The 26,295-nt window shown below is 73.9% G+C and carries 30 protein-coding genes and 2 pseudogenes; 22 read left to right on the forward strand and 10 right to left on the reverse strand.

Going from position 1 to position 26,295, the window contains the following annotated elements; all coding sequences use genetic code 11:
- Window positions 1-42 precede the first annotated feature (42 nt).
- The gene (locus GA0070215_RS25110) at window positions 43-435 is read right to left on the reverse strand and encodes a DUF2267 domain-containing protein (protein WP_018787216.1); all 393 of its coding nucleotides are present in this window, start codon (window positions 433-435) and stop codon (window positions 43-45) included.
- 149 nt (window positions 436-584) lie between these two features.
- Between GA0070215_RS25110 and GA0070215_RS25115 the strand changes: the two genes are divergently transcribed.
- Genes GA0070215_RS25115 through GA0070215_RS25125 form a run of 3 tightly spaced genes read left to right on the forward strand, consistent with a single transcriptional unit; the run spans window position 585 to window position 3,636 of the window.
- Window positions 585-2,684, forward strand: coding sequence for a molybdopterin-containing oxidoreductase family protein (locus GA0070215_RS25115; RefSeq protein ID WP_091050565.1), 2,100 nt, complete (start codon window positions 585-587; stop codon window positions 2,682-2,684).
- A complete protein-coding gene (locus tag GA0070215_RS28550) occupies window positions 2,684-2,998 on the forward strand; it encodes a hypothetical protein (protein ID WP_244167139.1) in 315 nt (104 codons plus the stop codon). The genes GA0070215_RS25115 and GA0070215_RS28550 overlap by 1 nt, the downstream gene beginning before the upstream one ends.
- A 32-nt stretch (window positions 2,999-3,030) precedes the next feature.
- Window positions 3,031-3,636 (forward strand): class I SAM-dependent methyltransferase, encoded by a 606-nt coding sequence (locus tag GA0070215_RS25125; protein ID WP_091050569.1) that lies wholly within the window; start codon window positions 3,031-3,033, stop codon window positions 3,634-3,636.
- Between the two features lie 89 nt (window positions 3,637-3,725).
- On the opposite strand, the gene eccB is transcribed toward GA0070215_RS25125, so the two are convergent.
- Entirely contained in the window at window positions 3,726-5,135 is a 1,410-nt protein-coding gene (eccB, locus tag GA0070215_RS25130) for a type VII secretion protein EccB (protein WP_091050572.1), read from the reverse strand.
- A 100-nt stretch (window positions 5,136-5,235) separates the two neighbouring features.
- Here eccB and GA0070215_RS25135 point away from each other — a divergent pair.
- The 10 genes and pseudogenes from GA0070215_RS25135 to GA0070215_RS25180 form a co-directional block, all read left to right on the forward strand.
- Window positions 5,236-5,457: pseudogene (locus GA0070215_RS25135) on the forward strand (thioredoxin family protein); the annotation flags it as partial.
- Window positions 5,454-5,723 (forward strand): metal-sensitive transcriptional regulator, encoded by a 270-nt coding sequence (locus GA0070215_RS25140; protein WP_091050573.1) that lies wholly within the window; start codon window positions 5,454-5,456, stop codon window positions 5,721-5,723. The pseudogene GA0070215_RS25135 and the gene GA0070215_RS25140, both read left to right, overlap by 4 nt.
- A 133-nt stretch (window positions 5,724-5,856) precedes the next feature.
- Complete coding sequence (locus tag GA0070215_RS25145; protein ID WP_091050576.1) at window positions 5,857-7,257, forward strand: MBL fold metallo-hydrolase; 1,401 nt, start codon at window positions 5,857-5,859, stop codon at window positions 7,255-7,257.
- Window positions 7,258-7,341: 84 nt separating this feature from the next.
- Window positions 7,342-7,926: a rhodanese-like domain-containing protein gene (locus GA0070215_RS25150; RefSeq protein ID WP_091050579.1), complete on the forward strand. Its 585-nt coding sequence runs from the start codon at window positions 7,342-7,344 to the stop codon at window positions 7,924-7,926.
- Window positions 7,923-8,816: a sulfite exporter TauE/SafE family protein gene (locus tag GA0070215_RS25155; RefSeq protein ID WP_091050584.1), complete on the forward strand. Its 894-nt coding sequence runs from the start codon at window positions 7,923-7,925 to the stop codon at window positions 8,814-8,816. The genes GA0070215_RS25150 and GA0070215_RS25155 overlap by 4 nt, the downstream gene beginning before the upstream one ends.
- On the forward strand, window positions 8,755-9,363 hold the full coding sequence (locus tag GA0070215_RS25160; protein ID WP_091050586.1) for a class I SAM-dependent methyltransferase: 609 nt from the start codon (window positions 8,755-8,757) through the stop codon (window positions 9,361-9,363). The genes GA0070215_RS25155 and GA0070215_RS25160 overlap by 62 nt, the downstream gene beginning before the upstream one ends.
- A gap of 74 nt (window positions 9,364-9,437) precedes the next feature.
- A complete protein-coding gene (locus GA0070215_RS25165) occupies window positions 9,438-10,148 on the forward strand; it encodes a polyamine aminopropyltransferase (protein ID WP_091050589.1) in 711 nt (236 codons plus the stop codon).
- Window positions 10,149-10,220: 72 nt separating this feature from the next.
- A complete protein-coding gene (locus tag GA0070215_RS25170; RefSeq protein ID WP_018787202.1) occupies window positions 10,221-10,400 on the forward strand; it encodes a hypothetical protein in 180 nt (59 codons plus the stop codon).
- A gap of 101 nt (window positions 10,401-10,501) precedes the next feature.
- Complete coding sequence (locus tag GA0070215_RS25175; protein WP_091050592.1) at window positions 10,502-12,181, forward strand: long-chain-fatty-acid--CoA ligase; 1,680 nt, start codon at window positions 10,502-10,504, stop codon at window positions 12,179-12,181.
- A gap of 228 nt (window positions 12,182-12,409) precedes the next feature.
- Window positions 12,410-13,546 carry a winged helix DNA-binding domain-containing protein gene (locus GA0070215_RS25180; protein WP_091050648.1) on the forward strand — a complete coding sequence of 379 codons (1,137 nt, stop codon included), beginning with the start codon at window positions 12,410-12,412 and terminating at the stop codon, window positions 13,544-13,546.
- A 9-nt stretch (window positions 13,547-13,555) separates the two neighbouring features.
- On the opposite strand, the gene GA0070215_RS25185 is transcribed toward GA0070215_RS25180, so the two are convergent.
- The gene (locus GA0070215_RS25185; protein WP_208600420.1) at window positions 13,556-14,203 is read right to left on the reverse strand and encodes a class I SAM-dependent DNA methyltransferase; all 648 of its coding nucleotides are present in this window, start codon (window positions 14,201-14,203) and stop codon (window positions 13,556-13,558) included.
- Between the two features lie 42 nt (window positions 14,204-14,245).
- On the opposite strand from GA0070215_RS25185, the gene GA0070215_RS25190 reads away from it, so the two are divergent.
- Both GA0070215_RS25190 and GA0070215_RS25195 read left to right on the forward strand, forming a co-directional pair.
- The gene (locus GA0070215_RS25190) at window positions 14,246-15,013 is read left to right on the forward strand and encodes a class I SAM-dependent methyltransferase (RefSeq protein WP_091050656.1); all 768 of its coding nucleotides are present in this window, start codon (window positions 14,246-14,248) and stop codon (window positions 15,011-15,013) included.
- Between the two features lie 187 nt (window positions 15,014-15,200).
- Window positions 15,201-16,664, forward strand: coding sequence for a PepSY-associated TM helix domain-containing protein (locus GA0070215_RS25195; protein ID WP_091050595.1), 1,464 nt, complete (start codon window positions 15,201-15,203; stop codon window positions 16,662-16,664).
- Between the two features lie 28 nt (window positions 16,665-16,692).
- On the opposite strand, the gene GA0070215_RS25200 is transcribed toward GA0070215_RS25195, so the two are convergent.
- Together GA0070215_RS25200 and GA0070215_RS25205 are read right to left on the reverse strand one after the other, a co-directional pair.
- Entirely contained in the window at window positions 16,693-17,337 is a 645-nt protein-coding gene (locus tag GA0070215_RS25200) for an alpha/beta fold hydrolase (RefSeq protein WP_018787196.1), read from the reverse strand.
- Window positions 17,338-17,449: 112 nt separating this feature from the next.
- Complete coding sequence (locus tag GA0070215_RS25205) at window positions 17,450-18,031, reverse strand: carboxymuconolactone decarboxylase family protein (RefSeq protein WP_244167140.1); 582 nt, start codon at window positions 18,029-18,031, stop codon at window positions 17,450-17,452.
- 62 nt (window positions 18,032-18,093) lie between these two features.
- Between GA0070215_RS25205 and GA0070215_RS25210 the strand changes: the two genes are divergently transcribed.
- Together GA0070215_RS25210 and GA0070215_RS25215 are read left to right on the forward strand one after the other, a co-directional pair.
- Window positions 18,094-18,750, forward strand: coding sequence for an HAD family hydrolase (locus tag GA0070215_RS25210; protein WP_091050598.1), 657 nt, complete (start codon window positions 18,094-18,096; stop codon window positions 18,748-18,750).
- A 132-nt stretch (window positions 18,751-18,882) separates the two neighbouring features.
- On the forward strand, window positions 18,883-19,488 hold the full coding sequence (locus tag GA0070215_RS25215) for a YdeI/OmpD-associated family protein (RefSeq protein WP_026268313.1): 606 nt from the start codon (window positions 18,883-18,885) through the stop codon (window positions 19,486-19,488).
- 11 nt (window positions 19,489-19,499) lie between these two features.
- On the opposite strand, the gene GA0070215_RS29605 is transcribed toward GA0070215_RS25215, so the two are convergent.
- The gene (locus GA0070215_RS29605; RefSeq protein ID WP_018787192.1) at window positions 19,500-19,622 is read right to left on the reverse strand and encodes a hypothetical protein; all 123 of its coding nucleotides are present in this window, start codon (window positions 19,620-19,622) and stop codon (window positions 19,500-19,502) included.
- A gap of 46 nt (window positions 19,623-19,668) precedes the next feature.
- Here GA0070215_RS29605 and GA0070215_RS25220 point away from each other — a divergent pair, with 46 nt between their 5' ends.
- From GA0070215_RS25220 to GA0070215_RS25230, 3 genes are read left to right on the forward strand one after another with little or no spacing between them, the layout of a single operon-like run.
- Window positions 19,669-20,445, forward strand: a complete 777-nt coding sequence (locus tag GA0070215_RS25220; RefSeq protein ID WP_244167141.1) for a hypothetical protein — start codon at window positions 19,669-19,671, stop codon at window positions 20,443-20,445.
- 40 nt (window positions 20,446-20,485) lie between these two features.
- Window positions 20,486-21,229 carry an SAM-dependent methyltransferase gene (locus GA0070215_RS25225; RefSeq protein WP_091050600.1) on the forward strand — a complete coding sequence of 248 codons (744 nt, stop codon included), beginning with the start codon at window positions 20,486-20,488 and terminating at the stop codon, window positions 21,227-21,229.
- Window positions 21,230-21,286: 57 nt separating this feature from the next.
- The gene (locus GA0070215_RS25230) at window positions 21,287-21,784 is read left to right on the forward strand and encodes a YcxB family protein (protein WP_018787189.1); all 498 of its coding nucleotides are present in this window, start codon (window positions 21,287-21,289) and stop codon (window positions 21,782-21,784) included.
- Window positions 21,785-21,992: 208 nt separating this feature from the next.
- Here the strand turns inward: GA0070215_RS25230 and GA0070215_RS25235 are convergent, their stop codons facing one another.
- Window positions 21,993-23,399, reverse strand: a complete 1,407-nt coding sequence (locus GA0070215_RS25235; protein WP_091050601.1) for an alpha/beta hydrolase — start codon at window positions 23,397-23,399, stop codon at window positions 21,993-21,995.
- A 189-nt stretch (window positions 23,400-23,588) separates the two neighbouring features.
- Between GA0070215_RS25235 and GA0070215_RS25240 the strand changes: the two genes are divergently transcribed.
- Window positions 23,589-23,783: a helix-hairpin-helix domain-containing protein gene (locus GA0070215_RS25240; RefSeq protein WP_018787186.1), complete on the forward strand. Its 195-nt coding sequence runs from the start codon at window positions 23,589-23,591 to the stop codon at window positions 23,781-23,783.
- 30 nt (window positions 23,784-23,813) lie between these two features.
- On the opposite strand, the gene GA0070215_RS25245 is transcribed toward GA0070215_RS25240, so the two are convergent.
- Both GA0070215_RS25245 and GA0070215_RS29345 read right to left on the reverse strand, forming a co-directional pair.
- The gene (locus tag GA0070215_RS25245) at window positions 23,814-24,182 is read right to left on the reverse strand and encodes a YciI family protein (protein ID WP_091050604.1); all 369 of its coding nucleotides are present in this window, start codon (window positions 24,180-24,182) and stop codon (window positions 23,814-23,816) included.
- A gap of 109 nt (window positions 24,183-24,291) precedes the next feature.
- Window positions 24,292-24,534 (reverse strand): annotated as a pseudogene (locus GA0070215_RS29345) (phenazine biosynthesis protein PhzF); the annotation flags it as partial.
- Between the two features lie 413 nt (window positions 24,535-24,947).
- On the opposite strand from GA0070215_RS29345, the gene GA0070215_RS25255 reads away from it, so the two are divergent.
- Window positions 24,948-26,006 carry a HupE/UreJ family protein gene (locus tag GA0070215_RS25255; protein WP_244167145.1) on the forward strand — a complete coding sequence of 353 codons (1,059 nt, stop codon included), beginning with the start codon at window positions 24,948-24,950 and terminating at the stop codon, window positions 26,004-26,006.
- Between the two features lie 8 nt (window positions 26,007-26,014).
- Here the strand turns inward: GA0070215_RS25255 and GA0070215_RS25260 are convergent, their stop codons facing one another.
- Window positions 26,015-26,290, reverse strand: coding sequence for an ArsR/SmtB family transcription factor (locus GA0070215_RS25260; protein WP_244167142.1), 276 nt, complete (start codon window positions 26,288-26,290; stop codon window positions 26,015-26,017).
- Between the last annotated feature and the right edge of the window lie 5 nt (window positions 26,291-26,295).

The following is a 26,295-nucleotide window of genomic DNA, read 5'->3' on the forward strand; positions in this document are numbered from 1 at the left end:
GGCCTCGGTGCCGCAGCTCGACCCGGATCACGGGGAGCCTGCTCAGACATCGTACGGCGGTCGCGGAATGGGGTCCACCATGGCGTCGAAGCCCTTCGGGAGCTGCGCGACGAGATCGTGGAACTCCCCCACCGTCACCGTGTCGCGCAGCGTGGCGAGCACCGCCACGGCGCCCACCTCGGCGACCGCCGGGTCCACCGCCGCGCGCTCGGCCACCCGGTACAGGAAGTCCACAGCGCCACCGGTGGCGGCGGTGCCGCCGGGCTCCAGATAGCCGCCCACGTCGTCCGGCAACTGCGCGGCGAGGTCCGTCGCCTCGTCCGCGGTGATCCGGTCGGCGAGGGTCTGCAACACCGCCCGGGAGACGGTGGCGGCCTCGTCGGCGGGCAACTCGGCCCGCCGCGCCACCGCCTCGACGAACAGGGGGAACCGCATCCCATCCTCCCCTCGCCGCCGCCGGTGGGCACCACGCCCACAACGGTCGGCCCCGGCGGGTACCCGCGCCCGTCCCGGCCAAACGCCACCGGCCCGGGCCGGTCACGACGAGTGGCGGCAGCACCACGAACCGGGGGTAGCATCCGCCCATGGCCCCCGTCACCACCCACCCCGGTGCCTGCCCGCTGGACTGCCCGGACACCTGCGTCTGGCAGCTCACGGTGGAGGACGGCCGGGCGGTCGCGCTGCGCGGCGACCGCGACCACCCGTTCACCAGGGGCGCACTCTGCGGCAAGGTCAACCGCTACCTGGATGCGGTCAACGGGCCGGACCGGCTCACCACGCCCTGGATCCGCACCGGCCGCAAGGGCACCGGCCGGGTCGCGTACCGGCCGGCGAGCTGGGACGAGGCAGTCGGCCGGGTGGCCGCCGGGCTGCGCGCGAGCATCGAACGGGACGGCCCGGAGTCGGTGCTGCCCTACTACTTCGCCGGCACGATGGGCCTGGTCCAGGGCTGGACCATGGGCCCGCGGCTCTTCGCCCACCTGGGCGCGTCCCGGCTGGACACGACCATCTGCACGGCGGCGGCGCGGGCGGCGCTGCGCTCGCTCTACGGCGCCTCGGTCGGCTTCGAGCCGGAGTCGATCGTCGAGGCGAACCTGATCGTCCTCTGGGGCGCCAACCCGCTCGTCACCAACCTGCACCTGTGGCCGTTCGTGCAGCAGGCCCGCGAGCGCGGCGCGTACGTGGTGACCATCGACCCGCTGCGCACCGACACGGCGGCCCGCAGCGACGAGCACGTCGCACCGCTACCAGGCACCGACGCGGCGCTCGCGCTCGGGCTGACGCGGCACGTCCGCGACGCCGGGGCGGCCGACGAGGCGTGGCTGGCCGCGCACACCACCGGCTGGCCGGAACTGCGCGCCCGGCTCGACGACTGGCCGGTGGAGCGCGCCGCCGCCGAGTGCGGCCTGCCCGCCGGGACGATCCGCCGGCTCGGCGACCGGATCGCCACCACCCGCCCGACGGCGGTACGGGTCGGGCTGGGCCTGCAACGGCACCACGGCGCCGGGCAGGCGATCCGGGCGATCTGCGCGCTGCCGCTGGTCACCGGCGACTTCCGATACCCGGGCGGCGGGGCGCTGGTGACCACCAGCGGCCACCACCCGGTCGACAACGGGCCGGTGATCCGCCCGGCCGGCATGCCCGCCCCGCCGGCCCGGTCGCTGAACATGAGCCGGCTGGCCGCCGTGCTCACCGGGGAGGCCGACCCGCCGGTCACCTCGCTCGTGGTGTTCGACGCCAACCCGGCGGCGACCGCGCCGGACCAGGCCCGGCTGCTGACCGGGCTCGGCCGCGCCGACCTGTTCACCGTCGTGCTGGAGCAGCGCTGGACCGACACCTGCGACTACGCCGACGTGGTGCTCCCGGCGACCATGCAGCCCGAGCACCTGGACCTCCAGACCTCCTACGGGCACCACTACACGACGCTGAACCTGCCGGTGACCCGCGCGCCGGGCGCGGCGCTGCCGAACACCGAGATCTTCCGGCGGATCGCCGCCGCGCTCGGGATCGACCACCCGGCGTTCCGGGACAGCGACGAGGACCTGGCCCGGCAGTTGCTGGCCGGCGCCCCGATCACGTACGAGGAGCTGCGCGAACGCACCTACGCCCGGCTCACCGGCGTGCCGGTGGGCTCCGCGCCGTACGCCGAGGGTGGTTTCCCCACTCCGGACGGGCGGGCCCGGCTGCACGACCCGGCGCTGGCCGCGCTCGGGGTGGACCCGCTGCCCGGGTACACGCCACCGGCCGAGGCGGCGGACCCGGAGCTGGCCCACCGGTTCCCGCTGACGCTGCTCACCCCGGCCAACCGTTACCTGATGAACTCCACGTTCGCCTCGCTGCCGTGGCACACCCGCCGCGCCGGGCCGCCCCGGATGCACCTGCACCAGGCCGACGCGGCGGCGCGCGGACTCGCCGACGGCGACGCGGTACGCGTGCACAACGACCGGGGCGCGTTCCTCGCCGCGGTGGCTGTCGACGAGGCGACCCGGCCGGGGCTGGCGTTCACCTACAAGGCGTACTGGGCGCGGCGCAGCCCCGGCCGGTCCAATGTCAACGCGGTCACCGGCGTCCGGGACACCGATTTGGGCGAGGCGCCGACGTTCCACGACTGCCGGGTGGAGGTCGAGCCGGCCGGCTCGGCATCATCCGCCGGGTCAGCCTGCCGCTGGCCGCCCCGTCGGTGATGGCGGTCGCGCTGCACGACTTCATGATTGCCTGGAACGAGTACCTGTTCGCGCTGGTGTTCCTGGTCGACCGGCCGGACCGGTGGACCGTGTCGCTGGGCCTGTCGCTGCTCGCGTCAGGCGTCCGCCGAGGGTGTCTCACCGACCGGCACGTCGGCGACCGCACGCAGCGTGCCCGGCCGCTGTCGATCGGGCTGGCCTCGGTAGCGGCCGGGTTGCTGCTGCTGATGGGCGACCACACCTGGCCGCAGGTGCTGGCCGGCGTCGCGCTGGGCGGGCCGCTCGCCGCGGGCGCGTTCCTGGCGCTCACCTGACCCGGCCTCGCAAGATCAGTTACGGTGGGCGCATGGCCAAGCCGACCCGATGGGTGACCGACACGAACCCCGGCCACTCGCAGTGGTACGTGGACCGGTTCCGTCAGCTCGCCGCCGAGGGCGCGGACCTGGCCGGTGAAGCGCGGCTGCTCGACGCGCTCGTACCGCCTGGTGCACGTGTCCTGGATGCCGGCTGCGGCACCGGCCGGGTCGCCGCCGCGCTCGCCGCCCGCGGGCACGACGTCGTGGGCGTGGACGCCGACCCGACGCTCGTCGGGGCGGCCCGGGCCGACCACCCGGGCCCCCGCTTCCTGGTCGCCGACCTGGCCGAGCTGGACCTGGCCGAGCAGGGCGAGGCGGAGCCGTTCGACGCCGCGGTGCTGGCCGGCAACGTGATGGTGTTCGTCGCCCCCGGCACCGAACGTGACGTGCTGGGCCGCGTCGCCGCGCACGTACGCCCGGACGGGCTGGTGGTGGTCGGCTTCGCCACCGACCGCGGCTACCCGGTGGCCGACCTGGACGCCGACGCGATCGCCGCCGGGCTGCGCCCCGAGCACCGGTTCGCCACCTGGGACCTGCGGCCGTGGCGGGACGACGCCGACTTCGCGGTGACGGTGCTGCGCCGCCCCGCCGGCTGACCCGCTGCTCTTTCCCCGGCTCGGCGGCTGTGCGTCCGAGCCGGCGCGGCCCGGCGCGGCTGTGCGTCCGAGCCGGCACGGCCCGGCGCTCAGGCGGGTGCGGCGACCGTGCGGGCGGCCTCCGGATCCAGCGGGCTGCCGGCCGGCAGCAGGTCCACCAGGCCCGCCGGCAGCCGCGCCGGACGCACGCCCGCGTAGCCGAGCATGCCCGGCACGTCGGCGCCGGTCAGCGCGTACCGCCGGCCCAGGTCGGTGACGACGCAGATCGCGCCGCCGGTCGCGCCCGGCGCGGGCGCCGCCTCCACGAGCGCGCCACGTCCCGGCTCGACCACCACCGCGTCGGCGAGCCCGGCCCGGCCGCCCGGCGTGCGCGCGGCGGCGGCCGGGTCCGGCGCGGTGACGCCGAGGCGGAGCTCGCGGAGGCCGCCGTCGTCGCCGGCCCGCGCGCAGAGCGCACCCTCGGCGGCGGCCAGCCGGGGCGGTACGGCGGGCGGCGCGGTCGCCCCGCCGGGCACCAGACCGGGCAGCTTCGGCAGCGCGGCGAACCGGCCGAGCGTGATCGGTTCCGGCTCCCGCTGGCCGGTCCGGGCCAGCAGGAGCGCCGCCTGCAGTTCGGTGATGCCGGCCAGCCCGCCCCGCTGGGCGACCGCGTACTGCCGTCCGCCGCCGGAGTTGCGCACCAGGTAGACGTCGCCCACCGCCGCGCCGGCGACCCGCTCGGACGGCGCGCCGAGGTCGTCCACCGGTGGCGGGGCCAGATCGGCGCCGGCCGGGAGCGTGTTCAGCAGCGCCGCCGCCACCGGCACCGCCCGCTCCCGGGTGGCGGCGAGCGCGGCGAGCACCCGGTCGGTGTCGCGCAGCAGGTAGCGCCGGTCGTGCCAGAGTAGGTGCAGGCCGCCGTCCGGGTGCCGGGCGAGCAGGCCCTGGTCGCCGAGCGCCCGGCCGCCGGGGGCTGCCCGCCCGATCAGCAGCACCGAACGGGCCTCGCCGCGCCCGGCCGCCGGGCGCCCGCCCTCCTCGCGCCCGGCGTCGTCACCCGCCGCCGAGCACAGCGTCCAGGCGTCACGGACGAGCCGGTCCGACGCGGGCAGCGAGTCCGGTGCGTCGGCGATGCCGAGCGGCAGGCCGCGTGGCACCCCGTCGATGGCACGGCGGCTGACCAGCACCGTCTTCGGCCGCTCCGCGCCGATGATCAGCAGCGCGGAGGCGTAGTTGAGCACCGGGTGCAGCTTGTCGTCCCGGTAGACGAACCGCGCACCCGACTCCTTCTCCACGATCACCGCGCCGGTCTCCCGCCACGAGTCGCCGCCACCGGTGAACAGGCCGTGGAGCGCGACGCCGCCGAGCGCGATCGCCGCGACCAGGACGCTCGCCAGACCCGCGCCGGCCAGCCGCCGGAACGGCGACTGCGGCGGGTCCGTCTCCCGCATGACGAGCGCGGCGACCGCCCGCTGGACGCTGAACTGGTACGAGTGGAGCTGCTCCTGCCGCGACGCCATCGTGTACCTTCCGCCGGGATCGCCGGCGCACAGAATAGACGCTCCGTCACGTCCCTGGAGACCCTCCGTGTCCTCGCCGACCTTAGTTCGTCGGCCCGCCCTGGCAGCCGCCGCCCAGACCCGGTCGATCCCGACACTCATGGCGCTCCGGGACGGCGTGCTGGTGTTCGCCCAGCCGGGCGCCCTGCCGGCGGCCGGGCTGGAGGAGCCGATCCGGGCGGTGTGTGACCTCGACATGGACGAGGTCCGGACCAAGGCCGCCGGACGGGTGGCGACACTGGTACCCCCTGGGGTATCTTCGATCGCAGGAGGTGGGACGTGAATCTTCGACCGGAGATGACAGGCGATGCGCTGACCCGGCTCAAGCGGGCCCGGGGGCAGCTCAACGCCGTCATCGAGATGATGGAGAACGGCGAGGACTGCCGCGCCGCGCTGACCCAGCTCGCCGCGGTCTCCAAGGCCATCGACCGGGCCGGCTTCAAGATCATCGCCTCCGGCATGCGCTACTGCGACGCTGCCCGCCAGGCGGGCGACGAGCCGGAGATGACCGAGGATGAGCTGGAGAAGCTCTTCCTGTCCCTGGCCTGACGCGCCCGCCCGACCGGATCCGTCCGCGCCGTGTGACCGCGACGCGGGCGGGTAGACATCTGCCCGGAAACCCCGGGCCGCAGCCTGCCCCCCATATACCCCCGGTGGTATATGGGGAAAGAGAGGAAACGGCATGACTCTCGACGTGTCCGTCATCGCGACGTCCTCGCTCGGCGACCGCAGCTACCTCGCCTCCGACGGCCGGGTGGCGATCGTGGTCGACCCGCAGCGCGACATCGACCGCATCCTGTACCTGGCCGGTGCCGAGGGCGTACGGATCACCCACGTGGTCGAGACGCACATCCACAACGACTACGTCTCCGGCGGCCTGGAACTGGCCCGGATCACCGGCGCGCAGTACCTGGTGGCCGCCGCCGACCCGGTCGGGTTCGACCGGACCCCGGTCTCCGACGGCGACACCGTGCCGGTGTCGGACACGATGCGGCTGCGGGTGATCGGCACCCCGGGCCACACGTTCCACCACCTGTCGTACGCGCTCGACGAGGCCACCGACGGCGGCTGGAACCCGGCCGGCGTGTTCACCGGCGGCTCGCTGCTGTTCGGCACCACCGGCCGCACCGACCTGCTCGGCCAGCAGTACGCGCACGATCTGGCGCACCACCAGCACGCCTCGGCACGCAAGCTGGCCGACCTGCTGCCCGACGGCGCGCAGGTGTGGCCGACGCACGGCTTCGGCAGCTTCTGCTCGGCCAGCCAGGCCGACGCGCCCGAGTCGACGATCGGCCGGGAGAAGCAGGCCAACCCGGTGCTGCGGCTGGCCGCCGACCAGTTCGTCACCGAGACACTGGCCGGGCTGGACGCCTACCCGGCGTACTACGCCCACATGGGCGTCGCCAACGCCGCCGGTCCCACCCCGGTCGACCTCACGCCGGTGGCCCGCGCCGACGCCGACGAGCTGCGCCGCCGCATCGCCGCCGGGGAGTGGGTGGTCGACCTGCGCCACCGCAAGGCGTACGCGGCCTCGCACCTGGCCGGCACCGTCAGCCTCGGCCTGGACGGGCCGATGTCGACGTGGCTCGGCTGGCTGATCGACTGGGGCGTACCGATCACGTTCCTGGCGCAGACCCCGGAGCAGGTCGCCGACGCCCAGCGGGAACTGGTGCGCATCGGCATCGACCGTCCGGCCGCCCAGGCCACCGGCGAACCCGCGCGGTGGGCCACGGATCCGTCGCAGCTGCGTGAGCTGCCCGTGGCCGACTTCGGCGCGCTCGCCGCCGCGCAGGCCGGGAAGACCCAGGCCGGGCTGCCCGAGCCGCAGGTCGTCCTCGACGTGCGGATGACAGGCGAGTGGACGGCCGGGCACATCGACGGTGCGGTGCACGTGCCGCTGCCGGACGTGCCGAAGCGGCTCGCCGACATCCCCGCGGGGACGATCTGGGTGCACTGCGGCTCCGGCTACCGGGCCACCGCCGCCGCGTCCCTGCTCGCCAACGCCGGCCGGGACGTGGTGCTGATCGACGACTCGTACGGCCGGGCCGAGGCGGCCGGCGTACGCATGGCGCCCGTCGCCTGACCTCTCCCCCAGCGCCCGGCCGGCGTGTCCCCACGCCGGCCGGCGCCGGACCCTGCCCGAGAACACCGGTGAAGGAGACAGAGCATGACCACGACCACCCCCACCACCATCGACGCGGCGACCCTGCGCGAACTGATCGCCGCCGGCCGTACGCCGCGGATGCTCGACGTGCGCACGCCCGGCGAGTTCGAGGCGGCGCACATCCCCGGCGCGTACAACGTGCCCCTGGACCTGCTCCGGGAGCACCGCGCGGAGCTGCGCGGCCACCTGGACGAGGACGTGGTGCTGATCTGCCGCTCCGGCGCCCGGGCCGGCCAGGCCGGTCAGGCGCTCGGCACCGTCGACCTGCCCAACGTCAAGGTGCTCGACGGCGGAATGCTGGCCTGGCAGGCCACCGGCGCACAGGTCAACCAGGGCCGGTCGCGCTGGGACCTGGAGCGCCAGGTGCGCCTCGTCGCCGGCTCGATCGTGCTCGCCGCCGTCCTCGGGTCGGTGTTCGTCCCCGGCCTCAAGTGGGTCGCCGCGTTCATCGGCGCGGGCCTCACGTTCGCCGCGCTCACCAACACCTGCGCCATGGGCGTGCTGCTGAGCAAGCTGCCGTACAACCGCGGCGCGAGCTGCGACCTCGACACGATCGTGGGGCAGTTGCGTGACGGGAGCCGCAGGTGACCACCCTCGTGCTGACGCTGGCCGGCGCGGTGCTGATCGGCGCGACGCTGGGCCTGCTCGGCGGCGGCGGATCGATCCTCGCCGTGCCGCTGCTGGTCTACGTCGCCGACCTGCCCGCGAAGGAGGCGATCACCACCTCGCTGCTCGTTGTCGGCGTGACGAGCGCCGTCGCGGTACTGCCGCACGCGCGGGCGAACCGGGTCCGCTGGCGTACCGGGCTCATCTTCGGCGTGGCCGGCATGACCGGCGCGTACGCGGGCGGCCGGCTGGCCGAGTTCGTCCCGGCCGGCGTACTGCTGACCGGGTTCGCCCTGATGATGCTCGCCACCGCGGTCGCGATGCTCCGGGGCAAGCCCGTCGAGGGGCACCCGGTGCCGCACGAGCTGCCGATGCTGCGGGTGGTCGGAGACGGCGTGGTCGTCGGCCTGGTCACCGGTCTGGTCGGCGCGGGCGGCGGCTTCCTGGTCGTACCCGCCCTGGCCCTGCTGGGCGGGTTGCCGATGCCGGTCGCGGTCGGCACCTCGCTGGTCGTCATCGCGATGAAGTCGTTCGCCGGCCTGGCCGGCTACCTGTCCAGCGTGCAGATCCACTGGGGTCTGGCCGCCGGGGTCACCGCCGCCGCGGTCGTCGGCAGCCTGCTCGGTGGCCGGCTCGCCGGCCGGATCCCGGCCGACCTGCTGCGCCGGGGGTTCGGCTGGTTCGTCGTGGTGATGGGCGTGTTCGTGCTCGCGCAGCAGTTGCCGCCGGTGTGGGGACTCGCCGTGGGGCCGCTTGCCGTGGCCGGTACGGTCACCATGGCGGTGTGGGGCCGCCGGAGGAGGGGGCACAGTGGACAGCAGCGCCTGGGACAGCCGGTACGCCGACACGTCCGGACTGGTGTGGAGCGCTGAGCCCAACCGCTTCGTTGTCGAGTCGGTCATCGGGCTGACTCCCGGGTCAGCGCTGGACATCGCCGCCGGCGAGGGCCGCAACGCGGTGTGGCTGGCCGGTCAGGGGTGGCGGGTCAACGCGGTGGACTTCTCCGCGGTGGCCGTCGACCGGGGGCGGGAGCTGGCCGACGCGCGCGGCGTCCCAGTTGACTGGCGGGTCGCGGACGTGACCGCGTACCGGCCGGTGCCGAACAGCTACGACCTGGTGCTGATCAGCTACCTGCACCTGCCCGCGCCGGAGTTCGCCGGGGTGCTCGCCGCGGCGAAGTCCGCGCTGCGCCCCGGTGGCACGCTCGTGGTGGTCGGCCACGACCTGGCCAACCTCGCCGGCGGCATCGGCGGCCCGCAGGACCCGGACGTGCTGCTCACGCCGGAGTCGGTGGTCGACGGGCTGGCCGGGCTGCGGGTGCAGCGGGCCGAGACGGCCCACCGGCCGGTCCCGGGCACCGACGGCGGCACCGTCGACGCGCTGGACACCGTCGTGGTGGCCACCCGCCCCGCCGACTGACGCCGTCGTTTCGCCGGGCCGGGCCCGGGACCGGCCGGTAGCATCCGGGGACGGATCGGCGGAGAGGACACCGGGTGGGCGCGCGTTTCGAGGAACTGGCCTGGCGGGAGACGCCGATCGGCGAGATCAGCCTGCGGCGGCGCCGTGACCCGGCTCTGGACTCCGACGTGTACGAGGTGAAGCTCGACGACGAGTACCTCATGTCCAGCGCCTTCCCGGTCGCGGAGATCGAACTGGCCCGGCTCGGGCTGACCCCGCTGACCGGTGAGGCGCTGGACGTGGTGGTCGGCGGGCTCGGCCTCGGCTACACCGCACGGACCGCGCTGGAGGATCCCCGGGTGCGTTCGCTTGTGGTGGTCGAGGCGATCGAGGACGTCATCGACTGGCACCGGCGGGATCTGCTGCCGTTCGCCGCCGGCCTGGCCACCGATCCGCGTACCCGGTTCGTGCGGGCGGACTTCTTCGCCGCGGTCGCGGGCGACGGTTTCGACGACGACGAGCCCGGGCGCCGCTTCCACGCGGTGCTGCTGGACGTGGACCACTCCCCCCGCCAGGTGCTGCACCCCAGCCACGCCCCGTTCTACACGGTCGGCGGGCTGCGCCGGCTGGCCGCGCTGCTGCACCCGGAGGGCGTCTTCGCGCTGTGGTCGAACGACCCGCCGGACCCGGCGTTCCAGCGCACGCTCACCGAGGTGTTCCCGACCTCGGTGGCGCACGTCGTCCGGTTCCCGAACCCGTTGCAGGGCCGGGAGGCGGCGAACACGGTGTACGTGGCCCGGCACTGATCCACCCGGCGGCGCATGGCCGCCCGATCAGCGGGAAAGCGCACGGCCCACCGTACGACGGGAGGCTGGGACATGCGCGCGTTGCTGTGGGTGGTCGGCGTGGTCGCCGGTGTGCTCATCCTGCTCGGGTTGCTGCTGGAGGCGGTCCGCTGGCTCGTCATCATCGGCGTGATCGCGCTCGCCGCGGTCATCATCTTCGGCATCGTGAAGGGCCGGCGGGTGGTGCACCAGCACTCGACCCGCCGACGCTGACCTGCGGAGAGTGTGACCCACCCGGCAACCTACGTGAACGTAGGTTACCGAATGGTCAAGTTAGGCTGGGGGCGTCATCCGCGCGACGAGGAGTAACGGCGATGGACGCGACCGCCCAGCGACCCTGGACCCGTAGCTACGCACCCGGGGTGCCGGCCGACATCGCCGAGCCGGACGGCTCGCTCGTCGACCTGCTCGACGAGGCTGCCGGGCGGTTCGGTCCCCGGGTCGCGCTCGACTTCTACGGCGCCACCACCACGTTCACCGAACTGGCCGACCAGGTGGCCCGCGCCGCCGAGGCACTACGCCGGCTCGGCGTCGGCCCGGGCGACCGGGTCGCCCTGGTGCTGCCGAACTGCCCGCAACACGTGGTCGCGTTCTACGCCGTGCTGCGCCTCGGCGCGGTGGTCGTCGAGCACAACCCGCTGTACACCGCCGACGAACTGGACCGGCAGCTCACCGACCACGGCGCTGTCGTCGCGATCGCGTGGGACAAGGTCGCGCCGCTGGTGGCGGGACGCGGCGCCGTGCGTACCGTGGTGGCGGTCGACCTGACCGCGGCGTTGCCGCGGCTCAAGCGGTGGGCGCTGCGGATGCCGCTGCCGAAGGTCCGCGCCGCCCGCTCCGCGATGACCGCCCCCGCGCCCGGTGCCCTGCCCTGGTCGGAGCTGGTCGCCGCCGCCGGGCCGCTGCCCGCCGGGCATCCCGCGCCGGCGGTCGGGGACGTGGCGCTGCTGCAGTACACCGGCGGCACCACCGGCGAGCCCAAGGGCGCGGTCCTGACCCACCGCAACCTGCGCGCCAACGCCGCGCAGGGCCGGGCCTGGGTCCCGGGCCTGCGCGACGGCGCCGAGACGGTGTACGCGGTGCTGCCGCTGTTCCACGCCTACGGACTGACGCTCTGCCTCACCTTCGCCGTGAGCATCGGGGCGACACTCGTGCTGTTCCCCCGCTTCGACGCCGACCAGGTGCTCGACGCCGTCCGCCGCCGCCCGCCGACGTTCCTGCCCGCCGTACCGCCGGTCTACGCGAAGCTCGCCACCGTCGCCCGCGAACGCGGCGTCGACCTCACCTCCATCCGGTACGCGATCTCCGGCGCGATGTCGCTGCCACCGGCCACCGTGGAGCTGTGGGAGCAGGTGACCGGCGGCCTGCTGGTCGAGGGATACGGCATGACCGAGACGTCCCCGATCACGGTGGGCAACCCGGTCGCGCCGACCCGCCGGCCCGGCACCGTGGGCGTGCCGTTCCCCTCCACCGACGCGCGCATCGTCGACCCGGAGGACCCGACCCGCGACCGCGCGCCGGGCGAGGCCGGCGAGCTGCTGGTCCGCGGCCCGCAGGTGTTCTCCGGCTACTGGCACCGCCCGGAGGAGACGGCCAAGGTGCTGCTGCCGGGCGGTTGGATGCGTACCGGCGACATCGTCACCATGGACGCCGACGGCTTCATCACGGTGGTCGACCGGATCAAGGAACTGATCATCACCGGCGGCTTCAACGTCTACCCGTCCGAGGTGGAGGAGGCGCTGCGCCGCATCCCGTACGTACGCGAGGCCGCCGCCGTGGGACTGCCCACCGGCGACGGCGAGGAGGTCGTCGCCGCCGTGGTGATCGACCCGGCGGTGGCCGTGACGCCGGAGGCGATCCGGACCTCGTGCCGCACCCACCTGGCCGGATACAAGGTGCCGCGCCGGATCGTGATCGTCGACGAGCTGCCGTACTCCCAGATCGGCAAGATCCTGCGCCGCGAGGTACGCGAACGGCTGCTCGCGGGCCGCTGACCCGGGCCGCCCGTTCACCGGCCAGGCGGGGAGGGTGGACGGGCGTCCATGGTGGATTCACGGGGCAGGTCGGTCGGTCGTTACCTCATGCGCCTGGCCGGCGGCGGGGTGTTCCTGCTCAAGCGCTCCGGCCCCGACCGGAGGGCGGGCTGCGTTCCGCCCTCCGCGCGCTGACGTACCGGACCGCGCTGCACCGGACGTGTCGGTGCCGCCGCCTACGCTGTGGACATGATCGACAGGCGTCAGGTGCTGAACTTCCGGATCCGGGCCCAGCAGCTCGACCGGGCCGAGGGGTCGCTCGCCGACACCGCCGTGCTCGACATCGGCGTGCAGGACACCGGTCCCGACGGCGGCCGATGGGCGCTCGCCGCACGCGGGGTCGACGTGACCCCGCTGAGCGGTGCCGACCTGGCCCTGCTCTGGACCGTACGCGGCGCGCCGCACCTCTACCGCCGGGCCGACGTGGGCACGGTCGCCGCCGCGGTCGAGCCGTTCTCCGACGCCGACGCGGGCAAGCGCATCTACGACGCGGCGAAACCGTTGAAGGCGGCAGGCATCGGCATTCTCGCCGCGCTCGACGAGGTGGCCGCGCGGATGCGGGAGATCGTCGGTCGGCCGACGGTCAAGGGCGAGGTCTCCGGCCGCCTGGCCGACGTGATGCCCGAGCCCTACCTGCGGTTCTGCCGGCCGTGCAACGCGACCCACCTCTACGAGATGCCGTTCCGGCTGGCCGCCGCGCGGGCCGGGCTGGAGCTGCGGCTCGGCACCTCACCGCCGGTCCTGGAACGCATCCCCGGGTTCCGTCCCGCCGCCGCGCCCGGCGACCGGTTCGACCTCGTCCGCGCCTACCTGCGGCTGCTCGGCCCGGCCACCCCGAAGCACGTGGCCGACTACCTCGACGCCCCGGTCAAGGAGGTGAAGGCCCGCTGGCCGAGCGACGCGGTCGAGGTGAGCGTCGACGGCGAGACGCGCTGGCTGCTCGCTGCCGACGAGGCCGCGCTGGCGTCGGCCGAGACCACGGCGACCCGCCTGCTCGGCCCGTTCGACCTGTTCCTCCAGGCGAAGGACCGGGCGACGCTGGTGCCGGACGCGGCTCGGGTCAAGGAGCTGTGGCCGGTGCTCGGCCGCCCCGGCGCCGTCCTCGTCGACGGCGACGTGGCCGGCACCTGGCGCCCCCGCAGGTCCGGCCGCTCCCTCACGGTCACGGTCCAGCCGTGGCGCAAGCTCACCGGCAGCGCCCGCGACGCGGTCGTCGTGGAGGCGGAGCGGCTCGCCGCATACCGGGGTGTGCCGCTGGCCGGCGTCGACGTCGAGGGCGACCGGCGCGTGCTCGACCGGATCGCGGCAAGGCACCCGGACGCGTAGACCGCCACGTCAGCGGTGGGCGAAGACGAAGCCGCCTTCGACGTCCGGGGCGGGGTGATGCGTCATCTCGGCCTCGACGGTGAACCCGGCGTCGGTCAGCCAGGCCGCGACCCGCTCCGGCCGGCGGCGGTGCACGTGGACGTGCATCGGATGCCCGCCGTATCCCCGCGTCTTGAGCCGGCTTCCGTCACCGGCGTGGAACCCGAGCAGCACGACCCCGCCGGGCCGCAGCACCCGGTGGAATCCGGCGAGGACGGCGGGCACCTCGTCGTCCGGCACGTGGATCAGCGAGAACCAGGCGAGCAACCCGGTCAGCTGCCCGTCGGTGAGGTCGAGACGGGTCATCGAGCCCACCTCGAAACGCAGGCCCGGGTGGTCGCGCCGGGCCACGTCGATCATCACCGGTGACAGATCGATGCCGAACGCGCTCAGACCCAGATCATGCAGATGACGGGTGATCCGTCCCGGTCCGCATCCGACGTCCGCCACCGGCCCGGTCCCCCGCGCCCGGACCAGCTCGGCGAAGAGCGCGAGGATGCCGCGCTGGAACGGCTCGTTCGCCAGGGCGTCGCGCAGCAGGTCGGCATAATCGACCGCCACCGTGTCGTAGGAGGTGCGGGTGTCGTCCAGCCAGCCGGTGTCGCTCACGCCGCGCACGATAGCCGCGAACGACGGACCGGTGGTGGAATGATGACCGGCATGCCGGATCGGGCGTTGAGCTTCGGGGCGGCAGCGCGGGCGTACGAGCGGTTCCGGCCCGGCTATCCGGAGGAACTGGCCGATCTGGTGCTGGCGTACGCGGGCCGACCCGTCCGGACCGCATTGGAGATCGGCGCCGGGACCGGCAAGGCGACCCGGCTGTTCGCCCGGCGCGGCATCACGGTCACCGCCACCGACCCGGACCCCGCGATGCTCGCCGAGCTGCGCCGGCACGTCCCCGCGGACGTGCGGGTCCGGCAGGCCGCGTTCGAACAGTTGCGCGCCGACGAGCGCCACGACCTGGTGTACGCGGCGGCGGCCCTGCACTGGACGGCCCCGCACCGGCGGTGGGAGCGGATCGCCGGGCTGCTCACGCCCGGCGGCGTGTTCGCCTCCTTCGGCGGGCCGCTGCGGCTGGCCGATCCGGCTGTGCGCGACGCGGTGGCCGTGGCCCGGTCCGCGTACCTCGCCGACGACGAGATCCCGTCCCCGGACGGGACGCCACCGGCGGCCCGGATGCAGTGGCCCGGCACCGAGCTACGCGCATGCGGGTGGTTCACCGACGTGCGCCAGTCGGAGATCCCGCGGCGGATCACCGTGTGCGCCGACGACTACGTCGGTGTCCTGTCGACCGTCTCGGCCTATCTCGAACTGCCTCCGCCCGTACGCGAGCAGGTGTTCGACCGCATCCGGGACGTCCTGCCCGGCACGGTCGAGGTCACCGCCGACGTCACTGTGCACCTGGCGCGGCGGACGTCGCAGCCCTGATCGACCGGCCCCGGGTGATCCTTGACGCCACCGCGCCGGAAGACCACCCGAAGATTTACGCGGACGAGGGAACTTCCCGACACACCTGGCCGACTACTCGATCGGGAGACGGCAACCGGGCAGCCCATGGCTCGACGGGCACGAGCCACCCCGCACCAAAAGCCCATATTTTCGATCGGAGTAGTCGATGTCCGTCACCGAACTGTCCGGCGATCCCGCGCCGGGCACCTCCACCGCCGCGTCGGCCGCTCGGCCGGGCCGCCAGCCCACGCCGTTCGCCGCGCTGCTGACCCGGCTGCACTTCTACGCCGGCATCCTGGTTGCCCCCTTCCTGCTGGTCGCCGCCCTGACCGGCCTGGCATACACCATCACCCCGCAACTGGACCAGGCCCTCTACGGCGACCGGCTGACCGTGGCCGCCGTCGGTGACCAGCCGAAGACCCTCGCCCAACAGGTCACCGCCGCACGGGCCGCGCACCCCGACGGCACCATCGCCGCCGTGGCGCCCGGCACCGGCGACCGGACCACCCAGGTGGTGTTCTCGCTCGAGGAACTCGGCGACAAGCAGCACACCGTCTACGTCGACCCGTACACCGGCGAGGTGACCGGGCAGCTCACCACCTGGTTCGGCTCCACCCCGGCCACCACCTGGCTCGACGACCTGCACCGCAACCTGCACCTCGGCGAGGTCGGCCGGCATTACTCCGAGATCGCCGCCAGCTGGTTGTGGGTCCTCGTTCTCGGCGGGGTAGTCCTGTGGTGGCGCCGCCGCAGCGCCACCCGCGCCCGGACGGCACACCTGCTCGTGCCGGACCTGACCGCCCGCAAGGGAGTCCGCCGTACCCGGGGCTGGCACGCCACCACCGGTGTCTGGCTCGCGGTCGGCCTGCTGTTCCTCTCCGCCACCGGCCTGACCTGGTCCCGGTACGCCGGCGCGAACTTCAGCACCGGCCTGGACACCCTGCGCGCCGGCACGCCCGCACTCTCCGCCACCGTTGACGGCGTGGCCGCGCCCGCGGGCGGCGGTGAGCACCAGCACGGTGGCGCGGATACCGGCACGGCGGACAGTCCGGCGTCCTACGACAACGTGCTGGCCTCCGCGCGCCGCGCCGGACTCTCGGGACCGGTGGAGATCAGCCCTGCGGCGGAGCCCGGCCTGGCCTGGACCGTCGCCCAGGTCGACAACACCTGGCCGGTCGCGAAGGACCGCATCGCCGTCGAGCCGACCACCGGCGCGGTCACCGCCCGCAGCGACTTCGCCGACTGGCCGCTGCTCGCGCAGCTCAGCAGCCTCGGCATCCAAGCCCACATGGGAATCCTGTTCGGGCCGGTCAACCAGGTCCTGCTCGCCGCGCTCGCTCTCGGTCTGCTCTGCGTCATCGTCTGGGGTTACCGCATGTGGTGGCAGCGCCGCCCCACCCGCGCCGGCCGCCGCGCCCGGCTCGGCTCGCCGCCCGCCCGGGGCGGTCTCCGAGGGCTCCCGTGGTCGGCGCTGCTGCTCGGCGTACCGATCACCCTGGCACTCGGCTGGGCACTGCCCTGGTTCGGCGTGACCCTGCTCGGCTTCCTCGTCGTCGATCTCGTCCTCGGCGTGGTCGCCCGTCGGCGCCGCCGGGCCCTACCCGTCTCACCCGCCCCGGCCGGGAGCTGATCCGGCGGCGGATCAGCACGGGGCGGGATCAGGACGCCAGGTAGGCGGTCAGCCGGTCGGCGAGCGGGCCCGGCCGGCTGAGCGCCACCGCGTGGCCGCCGTCGATCTCGTCGGGCACCACGCCGAGCCGGTCCGCGGCCACCCGGCGTTGGAAGCCGGCGGGGAAGAACTGGTCGTCGCGGCCGATGAGCACCTTCGTCGGCACGGCCGGCCAGGTGGTCAGCGGCCACGGCTCGTCCCCTTCCGCGCTGACCTGCTCCCGGCCGTGCGCCGGCGCCTCGGCGACGATCTCGGCCGGCACGCCGTTGTAGAACTGCTGCTCCTCACTGAGCCCTTCCGGCTCGCGGTAGCCGGTGTTGCCCCACCAGTCCCCCGGCTTCTCGCCGGGCCGCGGGATCATCGGGGTGAGCAGGACCAGCAGCCGCACCGGCAGCCGGTCGGCGACCAGCGGTGCGGTGAACGCGCCGTACGAGTGCCCGACCACCGCGAGGTCGTCGCGGGCACCGACGGCGTCGACCACCGCCTGGCGGAAGGCGGCGAACCCCGCCGACCGGTCCCCGATCGGCAGCTCCGGCACCACCGCGTCGTGGCCGCGGGCGGCCAGCTCGGGCACCAGCAGATGCCAGTCCCATGCGCTGCCCCCGCCGCCGTGGATGAGCACGAACGTCGTCATGTCCGTACCCTCCCACGCCGGTACGACATGCCGTGGCCGTGCGGAGTCGGCCCACGTCCGCCTTCCGGGCTTCGCACGCGGCCACCCTCGACCAGCGCCCGGACCCGCCCGTTCAGACCGGGCGGCCGAACGTCACCGCCTCCCGGACGAGCGGTGGTGCCTTCTCCGCCAGTTGCGCGTCCGGCCGGGCGCCGAGCGCGTCGTTCACAGTGGAGAAGGCCAGCCGGAACGCGATGAGCGTGGTCGCCTCGAAGATCTCCCGGTCAGTCAGGCCGGCGTCACGCAGGCGTTGCGTGTCGGCCTCGGTGGTGGCGTTCGGGTCCGTCACCACCCGGCGGGACCAGGCGGCGAGCGCCGTCTCCCGCTGCGACAGGTCCGCCTCGGTGCCGCGCAGCACCGCGGCGGCTGTCGTCTCGTTGCTCATCCCGGCCAGCCGCGCGCCCCAGGCCAGCGCGCAGTACGAGTCGCCCCGGGCGGCGGCCGTGGCGGCGACCAGCACTGCCACCTCCCGCGAGGACAGCGTGGACTCGGACAGTAGTTCGGTGCGCGTGCTCTGGAACGACATCAGCACGTCGGGACGCCAGCACCAGACGCGGGTGAGGTTGTTGACGTAGCCGTCGGCGGCGAGGTCGTCCTCATAGGCGGTTTTCGCCGCCGGGCTCTGCGGCGGTTCGGGAAGGAAGCCGGGATTCATGCGGGCAGTCTGCGCCACCCGGGCGTCCCCCACTGGCTGATCAACGACAGTACGATCCGCTGATGATCCAGGCGGTCTTCTTCGACGTGGGCGGGACGATCCTCGACGAGACGCGCGAGTTCGCGACCTGGGCGGACTGGCTCGGCGTGCCACGGCACACCTTCTCCGCCGTCTTCGGCGCGGTGATCGCCCGAGGGCTGGACTACCAGGAGGTGTTCCGGGCCTTCCGGCCCGACTTCGATCTCACCGCCGAACTCGCGCGCCGGGTCGCGGCCGGTGACCCGGAGTCGTTCGGCGCCGACGATCTCTACCCGGACGCGCGGGCCTGCCTGGCCGCCCTGCGGGAGCAGGGACTGCGGGTCGGCCTGGCCGGCAACCAGCCCGAGCATGCCGAGGCGACGTTGCGGGCGCTGGACCTGCCGGTGGACGTGATCGGCACGTCGGCGGCCTGGGGCGTGGCGAAACCGGCGCCGGAGTTCTTCACCCGGGTGGTCCGCGAGGGCGGCGGCGACCCGTCGGCGATCCTGTACGTGGGTGACCGGCCGGACAACGACGCCGCCCCGGCGATGGCCGCAGGCATGTCGGCGTGCCTGATCCGGCGCGGCCCGTGGGGCCACATCCTCGACATGCCGGACGTCGCCGACCGGTGCCTGTTCCGCATCGACACGCTGGACGTGCTGCCCGCCCTGGTCGCGCGGCACAACGCGGCGGGCGGCTAAGCCGGCACGTCACCGAAGTCGCAGACATGCTCCGTCGCGAGCGATGCCGCTGCCGGACGGGTTGCCGACGGCCGAGAGCCGCACGAGCGGCGGCTGCAGCCGATGTCGTACGCCCGGTTTAGCCTGACCACCATGCCGAGCGACGAGCTGGACGAGCTGATCGTGCCCGACGCGGCAGCGCTGCGCGCGTGGCTGTCCGCCCACCACGACACGTCACCCGGTGTCTGGCTCGCCCTGACCCGCAAGGGCGGCACTGTCACCACAGTGACCTGGCAGCAGGCGGTCGACGAGGCGCTCTGCTTCGGCTGGATCGACGGGCAGGCCCGCAAGCGCGACCACGAGAGTTCCTGGATCCGGTACACCCCACGCCGGGCGCGCAGTTCCTGGTCGCAGCGCAACGTCGCGCACGTGGCCCGGCTGGAGTCGGAGGGGCGGATGACGCCCGCGGGCCGGGCCGCGGTGGAGGCCGCGAAGGCGGACGGCCGGTGGGCTGCGGCCTACGCACCGCCGTCGGAGGCCGAGGTGCCCGCCGACCTGCTCGCCGCCATCGCCGCCGAGCCCGCCGCCCAGGCCATGTTCGACGTCCTCACCAGCGCCAACAGGTTCACGCTCATCTACCGGCTCAACGCGGTCAAGCGCGCGGAGACCCGGCAGCGCAAGATCGGCGAGTTCGTCGCCATGCTGGCCCGGCACGAGACGATCCACCCGCAGAAGGCGAAGCCGCCGGCCACCCCGTGACCCGCCGTGTCTCACGAGTTGTCGAGGACGAACGCGCGCATGAGCGCGGCGCACTCCGCCGGGCCGCCGGGACCTCCGGCCTCGCGGAGGAACACCGCCAGGCCGTCGACGTCGGCGTGCCGGTGGCGGATCAAGCCGCGAGGGGCCTCGCGATCCGGCCGGTTTCGGCAGGATGAGCCGATGCGGGTGGCGATGGCGACCGACGCGGGGCATCCCGGGCGCGCCAATGAGGACTTCGCGGGCGCCGTGCCGTGCGGCATGGTGCTGGTCGACGGCGCCGGTGGCATCGCCGGCGCACACGAGGTCTGCCATCACGGCATCGCCTGGTACGCGACCCGGCTCGGCGGCGCGCTGCTCGGCGCGCTGTCGCCGGATCGGCGCCTGCGCGACGTGCTGGCCGAGGGCATCGGGCGGGTCACCGACGCGCACCGCGACACGTGCGACGTGACCCATCCGATCAGCCCGTTCGCGGCCGTGGCGATGCTCCGGTTCTCCGGCGGGGCCGTCGAGCACCTGGTCCTCGGCGACGCGGTGGCGATCGTCGGCCGGGCGGGTGGTGAGCCGCTCGTCGCCCACGATCCGCGGGAGGTGGTGATCGCCCAGTCCGTCGAGGAGCGGTTGAAGGACGTGCCCGAGGGCGGCGACGAGTACCGGAGGCTGCTGATGGAGCTGCGATCCCGCCGTAACAGCCCCGGCGGGTTCTGGGTCGCGAAGGACGATCCGGCAGTCGTGGACGAGGCGGTCACCGGCGAGTGCCGGGTCGACGAGGTGCGCACGGCGGCGCTGCTCAGCAACGGCGCGAGCCGCCTCGTGGACACCTTCGGCCTGACCGGCTGGCCGGGGCTGCTGCGTCTGCTGGAAACCGACGGCCCCGCCGAGGTCGTCCGCCGGGTGCGCGAGGCCGAGGCGCGTGAGGGCGTCGCCACCGACGACGCGACGATCGTCTGCCGCACCTGACCGGCACGACAATCCGGCTGTCCTCGTGTTGACTGCGGCGATGGACCGTCAACGGCTGAGCAGCATCGCGCACTCGCACCATCCGATCGCGGCCCCGGTCTCCGGTGTCAACGTCAACCGGCTGCTGCGCCGGGCCGGTCGCCGGCCTGCGGCCCGCATCCTCGACCTGGGCTGCGGTGAGGCCACCTGGGCGCTGCAGGCGCTCGCGCACCACCCGGACGGGCACGCCGACGGCGTGGATCTCAACCCGTACGCGCTGGAACGCGCCGCGGAGGCCGCCGCCGTGCGCGGCCTCGCCGACCGGCTGACGCTGCACGAGCGCGACGCCCGGTCCTACGTGCCGGACGGCGACTACGACCTGGTGCTCTGCGTCGGGTCGACGCACGCGTTCGGGGGGTTCGGCGGGACGTTGGAACTGGCCGGCCGGCACGTGGACCCCGATGGCATCCTGATGGTCGGCGAGGGCTTCTGGCCGGTGCCGCCGACGCCTGCGGCGCTTGCCGCGCTGGGCGCGAAACCCGACGACCACACCGACCTCGCCGGTCTGGTCGACGCCGCCGAGCAGGCCGGCTGGACCCCGGTGTACGGGCATGTCAGCGACGTCGCCGAGTGGGACGACTACGAGTGGTCGTGGACCGGCTCGCTGACCGAGTGGGCGCTGGACAATCCGGGTCACCCGGACGCCACCGACGCGTTCGCCGCCGCCCGGGAGCACCGGGACCAGTGGCTGCGCGGATACCGCGGTGTGTTGGGCTTCGTGACGCTGGTGCTGCGCCGGACCTGACTGGCGCGCTACGCGGGTCCAGTCCGGCACAGGCGGGCGGGGGACTATCGTTCGGGCGTGCAGATCCGTTTCGCCGTACCGGCCGATCCCGCCTATCCGGCCCGCGTGGCCGCCGCGCTCGCCGCCGCCCGGCTGCGCCGGTTCGGCTACATCGGCGCGGCTCTCGCCGCGGTCGGGGTGATCGGCTGGGTCGCCTCGCAGGCGTCGGAGCGGGGTGACCGCTTCGCGTCGCTGTGGACCGCGCTCGTCGTGGCCGGCGTGCTGTCGATGCTGTACGCGCCATGGGTCAGGTGGCGGGCCCGGCGCCGCTCCGGTGGCTATGCGGTCGAGGGCGGCTACGACATCGACGAGCGCAACATCATGATGCGCAGCGGCTCGGAGTCCGGCGGCATCGCCTGGGACGGCGTCACGCGGGTCACCGAGACCCCCGATTTCTGGATCGTGTACGTCGGACGGATGCCGGCCACGGTGATCCCCCGCTGGCTGATGTCCACCGAGGACGCCGGGAGGCTGCGCGCCTTCATGGCCGAGCGGCAGCTGCTCGGCGACCGTTGACCACGTAGTGATCGGCTGCATACGTTGCCTCGGTGACCGAGAGGCGCGAGGCGACCTTCCTGATCCTGACCGCGCTGGCCGACGAGCCGCGCCACGGCGGCTCGGCGCGACCCTGTTGCTGCTCGTACCGGGCGTGGCGGCGCTGCCGCACCGGCACCCGGCGGCCCGCCGGCTCGTCGGGGCGCCGGGCGCGGCGGTCTAGCAGCGGTCAGCTCGCCGGGCATCGCGAGCCGGGGGCGGGCACCGTCAGGTCGACGAGGTACCTGTCCACCACCGCCTGCGTGCAGTCGTTGCGCTGGTAGGTGCCGTGGCCCCAGCCCTCGTAGGTGACCAGACGCCCGTGCCGGCCGAGTTGCCGGGCGACGTTCACCGCCCACGCGTAGCCGGTGCGGGGATCGTGCCGCGCGTTGAGCAGCAGCAGCGGCGTGCGGGTGTACACGTTCAGCTCGTGCGGCGGGTTGCGGACCGGGGACGGCCAGCCCAGGCAGGTCTGCACGGCCAGCAGACCGGCGCCGTACCGGACGTCCGGGGCGACGGCCGCGGCGTCCCGGACCAGGCCGGCGTACGCGGTGTAGTCGCGTACCTGCGCCGGCCAGTCCGCGCAGAACGCCGCGACCGAGAGCGAAAGATTCACAGCCGGTGGCGGCGTGCCGGCGGCCATGTCCCGCACGATCACCGCGAGTTGCGGCCAGCGCGGGCCGGCGAGCAGGCCGAGTGCCACGGCAGTGACGTCGAAGGCGGTACGGGGGGCGTACTCACCACGGTCCGCGCGGGCCAGCGCCCGCGCCCACACCGACCGTACGTCCCGTTCGTGGAGCACACAGTCCGCCGACCTGTCACACCAGGAGACGAACTCGTCGAACGAGTCCTGCAACGTGGCGGCCTGTGTCCGCACGAAGGATCGCGTGTCGAGGCTGTGGTCGAACACGCCCTCCAGCACGACGGCCCGTACGCGTCCGGGGTACCGCTCGGCGTACTGCTGGCCCAGCAGCGTGCCGTACGAGCTGCCGTGGAACGACAGCCGCCGCTCCCCCAGCGCACGCCGCAGGGCGTCGAGGTCCCGGGCCGTGCTGAGCGTGTCGGCGTGGTCGAACACCGGGCTGGTCGGACGGCACCTGCGCCACAGCGCCTGGTTGTAGGCCACCGCGGCGTCGAAGTCCGCCTGGCCGGTCAGCGGGACGGGCGGCCTGCGCAGCGCCGGATCCGGGGTGCAGACGGGCGCGGCGGTGCGGGCGACCGTGCGCGGGTCGAAGCTGACCAGGTCGAACCGGTCCAGCAACTCGTCGCTGAACCGGTCGCCCTTGCGGATGCGTTCCACCCCCGAGTCGCCGGGGCCGCCCGGCCCGAAGACCAGCGCGCCCACTCGCCGCTCCGGCGTTCGCGCGAGCCGGCGTGCCACGGCGAGGTCGAACGTCGGGCCGTTCGGCCGGGCCCAGTCCACCGGCACGCGGAGCCGGGCGCATCGCACGCGCTCGTCCGGTGGGACGTTCGGCAGGTCGTCGGCGCACTCGCCCCAGACGAGCCGCTGCGGCGGGGAATTGGCGCGCGCCGATCCTGGCAGTCCCGCGAGGACGGTGAGTGCGGTCAGAGCGACGGCCACGGTACGACGGAACACTGCGCCTCCCGGTGTTTGGATGCTCCTCGATTCTTCGGCGGCGACCCGCCCGAGTCCCATCCGGAACCGCCCCGATACGCCTGTCCGGTCCTTCCCCGAATCTGCCCCTGAGAACTACGGGGACGGAAACGGCACGGCACTGCACTCGCCGGGACATCGGGCTCGCAGCCGGCGGTCTAGCATCGGGCGATGACGTCGTCCCTGGACCGCCTGCCGAAGATCAGCGCACCGGCCACGAGGGCGCTGACCGCCGCCGGCTACACCACGCTGCGCCAGCTCGCCGGGGTGCCGCGCGCGGAACTCGCCCGCCTGCACGGCATGGGACCGAAGGCGCTGAGCGTCATCGAGGCCGCCCTCGACGAGCACGACCTGCGGCTGCGCTGACGAGGCGCTGTCGCGGCGACGCCTGACCCGTCACCGGCCCGCCGCGCGGAGCATCGCCTCCGTCTCGGGGTCGGGCATGATCTCCCGGACCTCCTGGGCGCAGCGGCACGACGCGGCGATCTTGGCGGCCCACTTCACCGCCTCGTCCCGGGAGGCCGCGTCGAGGACCACGAACCCGCCGATGACCTCCTTGGTCTCCGGGAACGGCCCGTCGGTGACCACCCCGTCCGTGCCGACGATGGTCGCCTGCTGGCGTTCGAGCCCGGTGCCGTACACGAACACGCCCGCGTTCACGGCCTCCTGGATGACCGCGTGCGCGTCCTTGCCCACCTGGGGAATCTCCTCGGCGGGGATGTGGTCCATCGCGCCATCGTTGAACGAGATCAGGTACCGCGGCATGCCATGACTCCCTTGTCCGGGCGGCCCGGTCCGGCCGCCTCTCACCCGTACTACGAACGAGCCACCCGGGATCCGACGACACGCGTCCTCCGCACCGGACCGCCTCCTCCGCGGGCGGGATGGGCACGGCGGTGCCGGTCACCGAGATCCCGGTGCCGGGACCGGCGGGGATGCCGACGTTGAGCAGGCTCGGCCGCCCCATGTTCTCGCCCTGCCGCACGGTGACGGTCGCCGGCGGCGTCCTCGACCACGCCGCCAGGCGCTGCCGGGTCGCGGCGGCCACGATCGGATGCCAGGCCCCGGCGTACGCGACTCGCGGCGGCAGCGTCGCGTCGAAATCGTCCGGCCACCACCACGACACGGAGAATCCAATCATGCGCAGCTTCGAGACCACTTCATCGGGACCGTCCGCAACGACCGGACGGACATCCAACACAGCGACTACAGGTAACCATTCTCTCCCTGCCTGGCCACCGCATTGGTGACGCCTCGTTACCTGGGCAAACATCATCGCCGCTGGTCGTCGTTCGTCACGGTTGTTTGACGGCCGACGCCTGGCGACGGCCTGGGATGCTCATCGGGTGGGATCCGTCCGCCTCTGCTGGTGTTCCCCCTGTCCTGCCCCGTCCAGCCGTCGCGCTGTTCATTTTCCGTGTACATGGGGTTGCCCGGGTCACTGCGGGAACTGAACGGGGTGGCGGAGCGACTAGTAGACGGCCCCGGCACACTCAGGGCTTGCGGGCGACTTTGGAGGAGGGCGGGAACATGCTCGCTGGTGTGCGACAAGGCGCGTTGGTTTCCGGCGTGGTGGTAGCCATAGTGCTGGCCGTGCCGGGTGTTGCCTGGGCTCACGGTGTCGGTGGGTCGAGTGATTCGGTCCCTGGATTCGCGTGGCTGGGTACAACACACATGCTCGTCGGCTGGGATCACCTGGCGTTCGTCGGTGGCATCCTGCTCCTGGCCAGGGCGATTCGGCGGGCGGCGAAGCTGATCTCACTGTTCGCGCTCGGACACAGCGTCACTCTGTTCACCGCGACCGTGGCCGACTGGCACGTCAACCCGGTCCTGGTCGACGTGGTGGTGGCGTTGAGCCTGGTCTTCGTCGGTGTGGTCGGGCTGCGGGGACGGCCGAAGAACTGGACGTGGTTCGCCGCCGCCGTGCTGGCCTTCGGCCTGGTCCACGGTCTGGGGCTGTCGACCCGGTTGCAGGCGCTCGGACTGCCCTCGGACGGGATGATCCCCCGCGTGCTGGCCTTCAACATCGGCGTCGAGATCGGGCAGCTCGTCGCCGTGATCGCCATGTTCATCGTCGGTGACGTGCTCAGTCACTACGTGCCGAAGCTGCGTGATCCCCGGCTGTCGCACGGCGCTTTGGTGGCGGCCGGGGTCGTAGCCGCGTCGATCCTGGCCCTCAGCGCCCCGGGCGAGGTGCTGCAGCCGATGCAGGCCGAACCCGCGGCCGGCGCCTGCACGGTACGGGACCGCACGGAAACCTTCCCCGCCGGCGGTGGCCACCCGGTCAAGGACTTCTTCGAGCCGGGCGAGACGGTGCCGGCCACCTCGTTCGGGCATGTCATCGGCGACGGCTACGTCATCGTCAACTACCGGCCCGACCTCGCCGCCGACCAACTCGCACAGGTGCGCGCCTTCGTCACCGACACCGCCGCCGGCCGGGTCGTCGGAGGCCCCGCCCCCGGACAGACCGAGGCGATCAAGGCGGTGCACGCCTACCGCACCGCAGCCTGCGCCACCACCGACATCGACGCGGTCCGCGAATTCACAGACGAGTGGTTCGCCGATCCCCGCTCCAAGCCCGTCGAGTAGCGCCCGACTCAGTCGTGCTCCGGCGCTCCCGTCACCCGATGCGACGCCGCGTGCAGCACCTCGATCACCAGCCGCCGCACATGCCCGCCCCTGGCCCGGTACAACGCGCGCCGGCCCTCCCGCCGCACGCTGACCAGTCCCGCCAGGCGCAGCTTGCCCAGGTGCTGCGACACCGCCGGCCGGGCCGTGCCCACCGCCTCCACCAGCGCGGTCACGTCGTACTCGCCCTCGCTGACCAGCGCCATCAACCGCAGTCGCGTGGGATCGGCCAGCATCCGCAACATGTCCG

It is taken from the genome of Micromonospora marina, from assembly GCF_900091565.1.
Classification (GTDB): Bacteria; Actinomycetota; Actinomycetes; order Mycobacteriales; family Micromonosporaceae; genus Micromonospora; species Micromonospora marina.